At 63.3% G+C, this 11,449-nt stretch carries 17 protein-coding genes; all 17 read left to right on the plus strand.

Annotated features, from left to right (window positions below):
• Positions 1-7: 7 nt before the first annotated feature.
• The 17 genes from rpsN (at position 8) to QQL28_RS06540 (ending at position 11,340) form a co-directional block, all read left to right on the plus strand.
• Positions 8-313 carry a 30S ribosomal protein S14 gene (gene rpsN / locus QQL28_RS06460; RefSeq protein ID WP_027520952.1) on the plus strand — a complete coding sequence of 102 codons (306 nt, stop codon included), beginning with the start codon at positions 8-10 and terminating at the stop codon, positions 311-313.
• A gap of 14 nt (positions 314-327) precedes the next feature.
• Positions 328-726 (plus strand): 30S ribosomal protein S8, encoded by a 399-nt coding sequence (rpsH, locus tag QQL28_RS06465; protein WP_284262412.1) that lies wholly within the window; start codon positions 328-330, stop codon positions 724-726.
• Between the two features lie 16 nt (positions 727-742).
• Positions 743-1,276, plus strand: coding sequence for a 50S ribosomal protein L6 (rplF, locus tag QQL28_RS06470; protein ID WP_284262414.1), 534 nt, complete (start codon positions 743-745; stop codon positions 1,274-1,276).
• Positions 1,277-1,287: 11 nt separating this feature from the next.
• Complete coding sequence (rplR, locus tag QQL28_RS06475) at positions 1,288-1,650, plus strand: 50S ribosomal protein L18 (protein ID WP_007603036.1); 363 nt, start codon at positions 1,288-1,290, stop codon at positions 1,648-1,650.
• Positions 1,651-1,697: 47 nt separating this feature from the next.
• Positions 1,698-2,291: a 30S ribosomal protein S5 gene (rpsE, locus tag QQL28_RS06480; RefSeq protein WP_148737840.1), complete on the plus strand. Its 594-nt coding sequence runs from the start codon at positions 1,698-1,700 to the stop codon at positions 2,289-2,291.
• A 24-nt stretch (positions 2,292-2,315) separates the two neighbouring features.
• Positions 2,316-2,510 (plus strand): 50S ribosomal protein L30, encoded by a 195-nt coding sequence (gene rpmD / locus QQL28_RS06485; protein ID WP_027520947.1) that lies wholly within the window; start codon positions 2,316-2,318, stop codon positions 2,508-2,510.
• 76 nt (positions 2,511-2,586) lie between these two features.
• Entirely contained in the window at positions 2,587-3,072 is a 486-nt protein-coding gene (gene rplO / locus QQL28_RS06490) for a 50S ribosomal protein L15 (RefSeq protein WP_284262433.1), read from the plus strand.
• A 149-nt stretch (positions 3,073-3,221) separates the two neighbouring features.
• Entirely contained in the window at positions 3,222-4,553 is a 1,332-nt protein-coding gene (gene secY / locus QQL28_RS06495; protein ID WP_027520945.1) for a preprotein translocase subunit SecY, read from the plus strand.
• Positions 4,550-5,755 carry a preprotein translocase subunit SecY gene (locus tag QQL28_RS06500; RefSeq protein ID WP_284262440.1) on the plus strand — a complete coding sequence of 402 codons (1,206 nt, stop codon included), beginning with the start codon at positions 4,550-4,552 and terminating at the stop codon, positions 5,753-5,755. The genes secY and QQL28_RS06500 overlap by 4 nt, the downstream gene beginning before the upstream one ends.
• Positions 5,752-6,615, plus strand: a complete 864-nt coding sequence (locus QQL28_RS06505) for an adenylate kinase (RefSeq protein ID WP_284262442.1) — start codon at positions 5,752-5,754, stop codon at positions 6,613-6,615. Before QQL28_RS06500 ends, QQL28_RS06505 begins: the two co-directional genes overlap by 4 nt.
• 187 nt (positions 6,616-6,802) lie before the next feature.
• Positions 6,803-7,171 carry a 30S ribosomal protein S13 gene (gene rpsM / locus QQL28_RS06510; protein WP_283036034.1) on the plus strand — a complete coding sequence of 123 codons (369 nt, stop codon included), beginning with the start codon at positions 6,803-6,805 and terminating at the stop codon, positions 7,169-7,171.
• 122 nt (positions 7,172-7,293) lie between these two features.
• Positions 7,294-7,683, plus strand: coding sequence for a 30S ribosomal protein S11 (gene rpsK, locus QQL28_RS06515; RefSeq protein WP_007603045.1), 390 nt, complete (start codon positions 7,294-7,296; stop codon positions 7,681-7,683).
• A 115-nt stretch (positions 7,684-7,798) separates the two neighbouring features.
• Complete coding sequence (locus tag QQL28_RS06520) at positions 7,799-8,830, plus strand: DNA-directed RNA polymerase subunit alpha (protein WP_035661033.1); 1,032 nt, start codon at positions 7,799-7,801, stop codon at positions 8,828-8,830.
• A gap of 124 nt (positions 8,831-8,954) precedes the next feature.
• On the plus strand, positions 8,955-9,371 hold the full coding sequence (gene rplQ / locus QQL28_RS06525; protein ID WP_284262462.1) for a 50S ribosomal protein L17: 417 nt from the start codon (positions 8,955-8,957) through the stop codon (positions 9,369-9,371).
• A 307-nt stretch (positions 9,372-9,678) separates the two neighbouring features.
• On the plus strand, positions 9,679-10,467 hold the full coding sequence (locus tag QQL28_RS06530) for an SDR family NAD(P)-dependent oxidoreductase (protein ID WP_284262464.1): 789 nt from the start codon (positions 9,679-9,681) through the stop codon (positions 10,465-10,467).
• An 8-nt stretch (positions 10,468-10,475) separates the two neighbouring features.
• Positions 10,476-10,772, plus strand: a complete 297-nt coding sequence (locus QQL28_RS06535) for a DUF1330 domain-containing protein (RefSeq protein ID WP_284262465.1) — start codon at positions 10,476-10,478, stop codon at positions 10,770-10,772.
• A gap of 61 nt (positions 10,773-10,833) precedes the next feature.
• Positions 10,834-11,340: a hypothetical protein gene (locus tag QQL28_RS06540; protein ID WP_284262468.1), complete on the plus strand. Its 507-nt coding sequence runs from the start codon at positions 10,834-10,836 to the stop codon at positions 11,338-11,340.
• Positions 11,341-11,449 lie beyond the last annotated feature (109 nt).

Raw genomic sequence — 11,449 nt, forward strand, 5'->3', positions numbered from 1 at the left:
GCCAAGCATGGCAAAGAAGAGTTCAATCGAGAAGAACAACCGGCGCAAGCGGATGGTGAAGAACGCCGCCGCCAAGCGCGAGCGGTTGAAGGCGATTATCGCCGACAAGAAGCTCCCGATGGAGGAGCGCTTCGCTGCGACGTTGAAGCTGGCGGAAATGCCGCGGAACTCGTCGGCGACCCGCATCCGTCTGCGTTGCGAGCTGTCGGGCCGTCCGCGCTCGAACTACCGCAAGAACAAGCTGTCCCGTATCGCGCTGCGCGAACTTGGCTCCAAGGGCATGGTCCCGGGCCTCGTGAAGTCGAGCTGGTAAGGAGGGTCGTTTAGATGTCTACGCACGATCCAATCAGCGATCTGATCACCCGCATCCGCAACGCGCAGATGCGCTCCAAGAGCAAGGTTTCCACGCCGGGCTCCAAGATGCGCGAGAACGTGCTCGAGGTGCTGAAGACCGAGGGCTACATCCGCGGCTACGCCACGCTCGAGCATTCCTCGGGCCGCAGCGAGATCGAGATCGAGCTGAAGTATTTCGACGGCGAGCCCGTCATCCGCGAGATCGAGCGGGTCTCCAAGCCCGGGCGTCGCGTTTACGCCTCGGTGAGGAACCTGCCGCGGGTCAATAACGGACTCGGCATTTCGGTGTTGTCGACGCCGAAGGGGATCATGGCCGACCACAGCGCGCGCGACGCGAACGTGGGCGGTGAAGTCCTCTTCACGGTGTTCTGAGAAGGATTTTTGATCCATGTCACGTGTTGGCAAAAGGCCTGTGGCGGTGCCGTCGGGCGTTACCGCGACCGTCGACGGGCAGACCGTCAAGATGAAGGGGCCGAAGGGCCAGCTTCAGTTCGTCGTCCATGACGACGTGGAGGTGAAGCTCGAGAGCGGCCAGGTCAAGGTCAAGCCGCGGGTCGAGACCAATCGCGCGCGGGCGCTGTATGGCACGGCTCGCGCCCAGGTCGCGAATCTGGTCGAAGGCGTCACCAAGGGCTTCGAGAAGAAGCTCGAAATCACCGGTGTCGGTTACCGCGCCGCGATGCAGGGCAAGAACCTGCAGCTCGCGCTCGGCTACAGCCACGATGTGGTCTATGCGATCCCGGAAGGGATCACGATCACCGTGCCGAAGCCGACCGAGATCACGGTGACCGGCAGCGACATTCAGCGCGTCGGCCAGGTGGCGGCGGAAATCCGCGCCTATCGCCCGCCGGAGCCCTACAAGGGCAAGGGCGTGAAGTATGTTGGCGAATTCATCTTCCGCAAGGAAGGCAAGAAGAAGTAACGGAGCCGGTCATGTCGAAAGCCAAGGTTACGAATGCCCGGCGCAAGCGGAGTGTGCGGCTGAAGCTGCGCCGCTCCGGTGGCGGCCGTCCGCGCCTGTCGGTGTTCCGCTCGTCCAAGCACATCTACGCCCAGGTCATCGACGACCTGAAGGGCGAGACACTGGCCTCTGCCTCCTCGCTCGAGAAGTCGATGCGCGACGGCGGCAAGACCGGCGCCGACATCGATGCGGCGAAGGCGGTCGGCAAGCTGTTGGCCGAGCGCGCCGCGGAGAAGGGCGTCAAGGAAGTCGTGTTCGATCGCGGCAGCTATCTCTACCACGGGCGCGTCAAGGCACTGGCCGACGCGGCGCGTGAGAGCGGGCTGAGCTTCTAACAGAATTTGAGGATTGAGGCGTAAGCCTCTGAAGGATTGGAAAAACCATGGCAGCTGAACGCGAACAACGTGGTGGACGCGATCAACGCGGCGGACGTGACCGCCAGCAGCGCGAGGAGCGCGACAGCGAGTTCGTCGACAAGCTCGTCCACATCAACCGCGTGGCCAAGGTCGTCAAGGGCGGCAAGCGCTTCGGTTTCGCAGCGCTGGTCGTGATCGGCGATCAGAAGGGGCGCGCCGGCTTCGGTCACGGCAAGGCGCGCGAAGTGCCCGAGGCGATCCGGAAGGCAACCGAATCCGCCAAGCGCAACCTGACCCGCGTGTCGCTGCGCGAAGGCCGCACGTTGCACCACGACATCGCCGGCCGTCATGGCGCGGGCCGTGTCTACCTGCGTGCCGCTCCGGCCGGTACCGGCATCATCGCCGGCGGTCCGATGCGCGCCGTGTTCGAGACGCTCGGCGTCCAGGACGTGGTGGCGAAGTCGATCGGCTCGTCGAACCCGTACAACATGGTGCGAGCGACCTTCGACGCGCTGAAGCACCAGGATTCGCCGCGTTCGGTCGCGGCACGCCGCAACATCAAGGTGTCCACCCTGCAGGCCCGTCGCATTGGCGGCGATGCCGAGGCGGCTGCCGACTAACGGAAGCTTTTCGGAGTTTAAAAAATGGCCAAGGCCGCCAAGACGATCAAGATCGAGCAGATCGGCAGCGCGATCCGCCGCCATCACTCGCAGCGCTCGACCCTGATCGGGCTCAAGCTCAACAAGATCGGCCGCGTCGCCGAACTGCCGGACACTCCGGCGGTTCGCGGCATGATCGAGAAGGTTCACCATCTCGTCCGCATCGTCGACGGGAAGTAAGAGAAGGGCGCATGATCCCGAAAAGCGGGTACCGGTTTTCGGGTAAGTTCATGCGCAAGAAACAAGGAGAAGGGCGATGAAGCTCAGCGATATCGCCGACAACCCCGGCTCGCGCAAGAAGCGCATGCGCGTCGGCCGCGGCATCGGTTCGGGCAAAGGCAAGCAGTCCGGCCGCGGCGGCAAGGGCCAGACCGCGCGTTCGGGCGTGCGCATCAAGGGTTTTGAAGGCGGCCAGATGCCGATGCATCGCCGTCTGCCCAAGCGCGGCTTCAACAACATCTTCCGCGTCGAGTTCGCCGAGATCAATCTCGACCGGCTCCAGGAAGCGGTCGATGCCAAGAAGATCGACGCCGGCAGCGTGGTGAATGTCGAGGCCCTGGTGAAGGGCGGCGTGCTGCGCCGCGCCAAGGCCGGCCTGCGGCTGCTCGGCCGCGGCGAGCTCAAGTCCAAGCTCAACATCGAAGTGCACGGCGCCACCAAGACCGCGATCGCGGCGGTCGAGAAGGCCGGCGGTTCGGTGAAGATCCTCGCCCCTGCCAAGGAAGAAGGCGAGGCGGCGTAACATCTGCGTCATTGGCCCGCGGCTCGCGGGCCTTTACGCATGTGGGACGATGGACTTATCGAAGCCGTGCACCAGATAATGTCCGGCGTCCGCCCAAGTAGCCCGGCCGCGGGCATGACGGCGCAGTAGGCGGCGGGAGAAAGCCCAACATGGTCTCAGCAGCGGAACAACTGGCAGCCAATCTCAATTTCGGCGCGCTTGCCAAGGCCGACGAACTGAAGAAGCGCATCTGGTTCACCCTGGGTGCGCTGCTCGTTTATCGGCTCGGCACCTACATCCCGCTGCCCGGTATCGATCCCAACATCTGGGAGCAGGTGTTCCGCTCGCAGGCGGGCGGCATCCTCGGCATGTTCAACATGTTCGCCGGCGGCGGCATCCACCGCATGGCGATCTTCGCGCTGAACATCATGCCGTACATCTCGGCCTCGATCATCATCCAGCTTCTCACCACCGTCTCGCCGCAGCTTGAGGCGCTGAAGAAGGAAGGCGAGGCGGGCCGCAAGACGCTGAACCAGTACACCCGCTATCTCACCGTGATCCTGGCCGCGTTCCAGTCCTACGGCATCGCGGTCGGCCTCGAAGGCGCCGGCAACGTCGTCAGCGATCCGGGCCTGTTCTTCCGTCTCTCCACCGCCATCACGCTCACCGGCGGCACCATGTTCCTGATGTGGCTGGGCGAGCAGGTGACCTCGCGCGGCATCGGCAACGGTATCTCGCTGATCATTCTCTCCGGCATCGTTGCCGAGCTGCCCTCGGCGCTCGCCAACATGCTCGAGCTCGGCCGCCAGGGCGCGATGTCGACCGGCCTGATCCTGATCGTCATCATCATGGCGGTCGCCGTGATCGCCTTCATCGTGTTCATGGAGCGCGCGCAGCGCCGCCTCCTGATCCAGTATCCGAAGCGTCAGGTCGGCAACAAGATGTTCGAGGGCCAGTCCTCGCATCTGCCGCTCAAGCTCAACACCTCGGGCGTCATCCCGCCGATCTTCGCGTCCTCGCTGCTTCTGCTGCCGACCACGGTTGCGAACTTCAACGCGGGCAAGGGGCCGGAGTGGTTCCAGTGGCTCACGACCCAGCTCGGTCACGGCCGGCCGCTGTTCCTGATCATGTATCTGGCGCTGATCGTGTTCTTCGCGTTCTTCTACACCGCGATCGTGTTCAACCCGACCGAGACCGCGGACAACCTGAAGAAGCACGGCGGCTTCATCCCGGGCATCCGTCCCGGCGAGCGCACCGCCGAATACATCGACTACGTGCTGTCGCGCATCACCGTGATCGGCGCGATTTACCTCGCGATTGTCTGCTTGATCCCGGAAATCCTGATTTCCTACGCCTCGGTGCCCTTCTACTTTGGTGGCACCTCGCTGTTGATCGTGGTCAGTGTCACCATGGACACGGTGGCGCAGGTTCAGGGTTATCTGCTCGCCCATCAGTATGAAGGGCTGATCAGGAAGTCGAAGCTGAGGGGCCGCCGTAGATGACCAAGGAGCTCGCGCGCCGGATCGCTTTCACGATTGGCGCGCTGCTCCTTTTCCTTCTCGGCACCCACATCCCGGTCACGGGCATGTGGACGTCGAACGGCCCGCTGCCCCAAGGCGCGGTGGCTCGCCTGTCGGTCTTCTCTCTCGGCCTCATTCCGTATTTGAGCGCAGCGATCGTCATTCGACTGCTGTCGGTCGTGTGGCGAGGACTCAGCGCGCTCGAACGTTCAGGCGAGCACGGCCGGGGCAGGATCGCCCGCTATACGTTGCTCCTGACCTTGGCGTTCGCCGCATTCCAAGCTTACGGCATTGCCTCCGCCATTCAGAGGATTCCGGAGATCGCCGTTGATGCCGATGGCTGGTTCTCGGTTTCGGCTGCCGCCTCGATAGTCGGCGGCGTGTTCTTTCTAATTTGGCTCAGCGAGCAAATCACGCGGCATGGCGTCGGCAATGGTCTTGCGTTGATCCTTAGCGTCGGCATTCTCGTCGATCTCCCGAGCGACGTGGCCGGCATCGTCGACCTGGTGCAGCGCGGCGCGGTGTCCGGCAATCTCGTGCTGGGGCACGTCATTTTCTGGGTGGCCGCCGTCGCGCTGATCGTCTTCGTCGAAAGCGCGCGACGTCATGTGCGAATCGAGTTTTCCGAACGCAAGGTCGGCGAGCGCATGCTGCCCGCCCGCGCGGCAGTTCTGCCGATCAAGATCAACAGCGCCGGGTTTCTGATTCCGACCACCGTGGCACCTTGGGTCTTCTTTCTCCCGCTGAGCTTTGCGGCCTTCATCTATGGCGCCCGCACGCCTTGGATCGAGGCCGCTTATCTGCATCTTGGGGTTGGGCGTCCGGCCCACCTGATCCTCATCTCCGTCGCGGTGTTCGTACTCGCCTTCCTCTACACCGCCTTCGTCGTCGATCCCGAGCATGCGGCCGATTCGCTTGCCAAGCATGGCGCCGTCATCCCCGGCGTTGCCCCGGGCGAGCCCACAGCGGATTACCTCGATCGTGTGGTGTCGTTGACGACGGTGGTCGGAGCCGTCTACCTGACGGTGCTGCAGTCGATTCCTGAGGCCTTCGTGGCCTCTGGCAATGCGCTGCCGTATAATATGAGTGGTGGTGCGGCGCTGATTGTGATTTGCACTGTTCTCGATCTTCAAACACAGGTGCGCGACCTATCGCTCACCGATCCGGGGGGCGAACGCCAATGAGAATTATCCTTCTGGGACCGCCGGGGTCAGGCAAGGGGACCCAGGCGCAACGGCTGATCGAGCGCTATGGAATCGTACAGCTCTCCACAGGTGAGATGCTTCGCGCTGCGGTTGCGGCGGGAACGCCCGTCGGGCTGAAGGCGAAAGAGATCATGGCGGGCGGGGGCCTCGTGCCCGACGACGTCGTGGTCGGAATCATCGCCGACCGGGTCGAGCAGCCCGATGCCAAGAAGGGTTTCATCCTCGACGGCTTCCCGCGCACGGTGCCACAGGCCGAGGCGCTGGACGAGCTGCTGAAGCACAGGCACCTCAAGCTCGACGGCGTGATCGAGCTCCGGGTCAACGAGAGCGCGCTGCTCGATCGTGTCGAGACCCGCGTCGCCCAGATGCGCGAACGTGGCGAGGAGGTCCGGGTCGACGATACCCCGGAAGTCCTGACAAGGAGGCTGGCCAGCTACCGCAGCCTGACGGAACCGCTGATTCACTACTATTCGGAGCGCCGCAAGCTTTCGACGGTCGACGGTATGATGACCATCGACGAGGTCACGCGCGCCATCCACCGCCTGCTCCTGGCGCTAGGCGCGGTCGAGCCCAAAACCCACGCCAGGACCGCCCAGGCCAAGGCCGCGGGCAAGACTTCGGCCAAGACCGCGGCCAAGGCGGCTCCAGCCAAAAAGGCAGCCAAAACGGCCAAGAAGCCCGCGAAAGCGGCCAAAAAGGCTGGCAAGGCCGCCAAGAAGGCCAGGAAGGGCGTCAAGAAGGCCGTCAAAACGCCGGCCAGGAAGACCGCTAAAAAGCCCGCCAAAAAGGGTCCGAAGAGGGCTCCAAAAAAGGTCACGAAAAAGCGAGCTAAGCGCTAGCAGCGGTTGACGAAACCCCCTGGAATCCCTTAATAAGCCCCGCATCCAAGTCGGATAGTTTCAGACGATGCCGGGCCCCAGGAAGACCGGGGGTGGGCGTCGTGTTCGCGTTTGTGAACACCTGCCCGAGAAAGCAAGCACTTAAAGCCCGATTCCTGACGAGGGATCGGCAACAGGAGAGAAGGCCGTGGCCCGTATTGCCGGCGTAAACATTCCCACCAACAAGCGCGTGCTGATCGCGCTCCAGTACATCCATGGCATCGGCCCCAAGATCGCCGGTGACATCATGGAGAAGGTGAAGATCCCCGAGGATCGTCGCGTCAATCAGCTCAGCGACCAGGAAGTGCTCCAGATCCGCGAAGTGATCGACCGCGACTATCTCGTCGAGGGCGACCTGCGTCGTGAGGTCGGCATCAACATCAAGCGTCTGATGGACCTCGGCTGCTATCGCGGCCTGCGTCATCGTCGCGGTCTGCCGGTGCGTGGTCAGCGCACCCACACCAATGCGCGCACGCGCAAGGGTCCGGCCAAGGCGATCGCCGGCAAGAAGAAGTAAGTTCTGCAATTCAAGTATGGCGTGTGGCGGAGAGGGATCCTCGGTTCGCCACGCGCCTTTCGTTCCACAGGTGTAGCCGCTGGCATTACGGCGGCGTTTGAGATCTCCAGGAAAGGTACTCAATGGGCAAGGAAGCCACCCGCGTTCGCCGTCGTGAGCGCAAGAACATCGCCTCCGGCGTCGCGCACGTGAACTCGTCGTTCAACAACACGACGATCACCATCACGGACGCGCAGGGCAACACGATCGCCTGGTCGTCGGCGGGCACCATGGGTTTCAAGGGGTCGCGCAAGTCGACCCCGTATGCAGCGCAGGTCGCTGCGGAGGACGTTTCCAAGAAGGCGCAGGAGCATGGCATGCGCACGCTGGAAGTCGAGGTCGCCGGTCCGGGTTCGGGCCGCGAGTCGGCGCTCCGCGCGTTGCAGGCTGCGGGCTTCACCGTCACCTCGATCCGCGACGTGACCACGATCCCGCACAATGGTTGCCGCCCGCGCAAGCGTCGGCGCGTTTGATACGAGGTCGCGGGCGCCGTCGTCGTCCGCGATGACTTTGCTTTGCGAAGCCGCAAGCGCGACTTGCGGCCTTTCTCCAACGCCAGTGTCCGCAATGGCAGACTGACTGGCCTGTATGGGTGAAACAGTGACGATCCAGAAAAATTGGCAAGAACTGATTCGGCCGAACAAGCTCCAGGTAACCCCCGGTAGCGATCCGGCCCGCTTTGCGACCATCGTCGCCGAGCCGCTCGAGCGTGGCTTCGGCCAGACGCTCGGCAACGCGCTCCGCCGTATCCTGTTGTCTTCGCTTCAGGGCGCCGCCGTGCAGTCGGTGCACATCGACGGCGTGCTGCACGAGTTCTCCTCGATCGCGGGCGTCCGTGAAGACGTCACCGACATCGTGCTGAACATCAAGGACATCTCGATCAAGATGCAGGGCGAAGGCCCCAAGCGCATGGTCGTGAAGAAGCAGGGCCCGGGCGTGGTCACCGCCGGCGACATCCAGACCGTCGGCGACGTCACCGTGCTCAACCCGGACCTCCAGATCTGCACGCTCGACGAAGGCGCCGAGATCCGCATGGAGTTCACGGTCTCGACCGGCAAGGGTTACGTGCCCGCCGAGCGCAACCGTCCCGAGGACGCGCCGATCGGCCTGATCCCGGTCGACAGCCTCTACTCGCCGGTCCGCAAGGTCTCCTACAAGGTCGAGAACACCCGCGAGGGCCAGATCCTCGACTACGACAAGCTGACCATGACGATCGAGACCAACGGCGCGATCACGCCGGATGACTCGGTGGCCTACGCTGCGCGCATCCTCCAGGATCAGCTCAACGTGTTCGTCAACTTCGAAGAGCCGCGCAAGGAAGTCGCCCAGGAGATCATCCCGGACCTCGCCTTCAACCCGGCCTTCCTCAAGAAGGTGGACGAGCTCGAGCTGTCGGTGCGTTCGGCCAACTGCCTGAAGAACGACAACATCGTCTACATCGGCGACCTCGTGCAGAAGAGCGAGGCGGAAATGCTCCGCACCCCGAACTTCGGCCGCAAGTCGCTGAACGAGATCAAGGAAGTGCTGGCCCAGATGGGTCTGCACCTCGGAATGGAAGTGCCGGGCTGGCCGCCGGAGAACATCGACGAGCTCGCCAAGCGCTTCGAGGATCACTACTGATCCGTTTTTCACCGTCGTGGCCGGAGTGTTCCGGCCACGATTTTTAATGGGCGAACGCAGGCAGCCCACCTGAGAAACATGTCCGACGAACCGTCGCGGCAGTTCAAAGTCAAGGAATAGACACATGCGTCACGGCAAGGTTCATCGGAAGCTCAACCGCACGGCCGAGCACCGCAAGGCGATGTTCGCCAACATGGCGGCTTCGCTGATCAAGCACGAGCAGATCGTCACCACGCTGCCCAAGGCCAAGGAGCTCCGTCCGATCGTCGAGAAGCTCGTCACCCTCGGCAAGAAGGGCGGTCTCGCCCTGCGCCGCCAGGCGATCTCGGAGCTGCGCGACGTCGACATGGTCAAGAAGCTCTTCGACACGCTCGCGACCCGCTACAAGGACCGCCAGGGCGGCTACACCCGCATCATCAAGGCCGGCTTCCGCTACGGCGACAACGCCGCAATGGCCGTGATCGAGTTCGTCGATCGCGACGTCGACGCCAAGGGCCAGGACTCCGGTCCGTCGCAGGCGAAGGAAGCCGAGGCGGCATAAGCGCGTCTCAAGACATCAAGTTTCAAAAAGCGGCGCTATCCAGCGCCGCTTTTTTGTTGGCCGTCTCCGTCGCTGGACCCGCAATCTCGCTGTCGTCCTGGCGAAAGCCAGGATCCATTACCCCAAAAGTTTGTTGTTGCTGCAAGCCGGGGCCACAGCACGTTTGAACAATGGAGGCCGGTGGTAATGGGTCTTGGCTTTCGCCAGGACGACGATCGGGGACATGCGCACTCACGCGTCGGTGAGGGGCGATTGCGATCGCTTGCGCCGCCTCCGATATCTGCCTCAGCATAAGTGGAGATGGCGCATGAAGATCGATCTTTCAGGAAAAACCGCGCTGGTGACCGGCTCGACCGCGGGCATAGGCCACGCCATCGCCAAGGGCTTGGCTGCGACCGGCGCGAGCGTTGTTGTCAACGGGCGCAGCCAGGACAAGGTCGATGCGGTCGTTCGCAAGCTGGGAGGGGCCGGCGGCAAGGTGCGCGGCATCGCGGCCGATGTCTCCACCGCAGCGGGCTGCAATGCACTCGTGGCGGTGCTGCCCGAGGTCGACATCCTCGTCAACAATGCCGGCATCTTCGAACCGAAGGACTTCTTCGAGATCCCGGACGCGGACTGGAGCCGTTTCTTCGAGGTCAACGTGATGAGCGGCGTACGGCTGTCGCGCGCGTATCTGAAGGGCATGCTCAAACGCAATTGGGGCCGCATCGTCTTCATCTCCTCGGAATCGGCGCTCAACATCCCCGTCGAGATGATTCACTACGGCATGACCAAGACCGCGCAGCTCTCGGTCGCGCGCGGGCTCGCGCAATTGACGCGCGGCACCGGCGTCACCGTCAATTCCGTGCTGCCGGGCCCAACGATGTCGGAGGGCGTCGAGACCTTCGTGAAGGATCTCGCCAAGCAGAACGGCCAATCGGTCGATGAAGCCGCGGCCAATTTCGTCAAGCAGCATCGCCCGACTTCGCTGTTGCAGCGCTTTGCAAGCGTCGATGAGATCGCCAACATGGTTGTCTTCGTCGCTTCGAAGGAGGCGTCCGCCACCAACGGCGCGGCGCTGCGCGCGGAGGGTGGCATCGTCAATACCATCGCTTGAGGCTGCGCATGCCGGCTTATGTCATCTCAGAGGTCGACGTCCGCGATACGAGCGCGATGGAGGCCTATCGCACGCTCGCCGCAAAGACGATCGCGCAATATGGCGGCCGCTACCTCGCGCGCGGCGGCCCCGCCGAGGTCGTGGAGGGCGGACCGCCACCGCAGACCATCATCATCGTCGAATTTCCCTCGATGGCGCGCCTGCGCGAATGGTATGCCTCGGCCGAATATGCCGAGGCGCTGAAGTTGCGGAGGACCGCGCTGGAGCGGCGGCTGATATTTGTCGAGGGCGTGCTGCCTGCGTGAGGTCTTTCTGACGCAACGAAGGGTTGCTATGCTCGCCCGGTAGCCCAACCGGGAGAAGAGAATGTTTCAGTCGCGATTCAAGGTCTTTTGTTTCTTCGTTGCACTGGCGATCCTGTGGCCGCTTTCGCCGTCACGCGCCGACCAGCCATTTCAGCGGCTGCTGCCGCTTTTGGTCGACCTTGCCGGATGGGAAGGCAAGAAGCCGGACGGCATGTCGATGCAGATGTCCGATACGAGCATGACCACGGCGACGCGCGAATACACGCGCGGCTCGGCGCATTTGCAGGCTGCGGTCATGGTCGGGCAGACCGCCACCGGAGCCTTGGCGCCGATCCAGAGCGGAATGAACATTCAGACGCCGGACGGCCACGTCATGACTGCGACCATGCATGGCATGCAGGTGCTCAAGAACTACAACAACCCACAGAAGTCCGGCACGCTCATCGTGGCGCTGGGCAAGGACGCACTGTTCAATCTCTCCTTTGACGGCCTCACCGAGGAGGAAGGATTGGCGCTCGCCGAAAAATTCGACTGGAAGGCGCTCCAGACGGCCGCTCAGGCGAAATGAGAGCGTAGCAGTGTAGCAACCATAAGAACGTGTGATCGCCCGTGCTGGTCTAGCGTGACACCGTGCTCGCGGCCGTCAAGGACGGCCTGGCAGCTGCGGAGGACGGGAT

This window comes from Bradyrhizobium iriomotense (assembly GCF_030160715.1).
Taxonomy (GTDB): domain Bacteria; phylum Pseudomonadota; class Alphaproteobacteria; order Rhizobiales; family Xanthobacteraceae; genus Bradyrhizobium; species Bradyrhizobium iriomotense.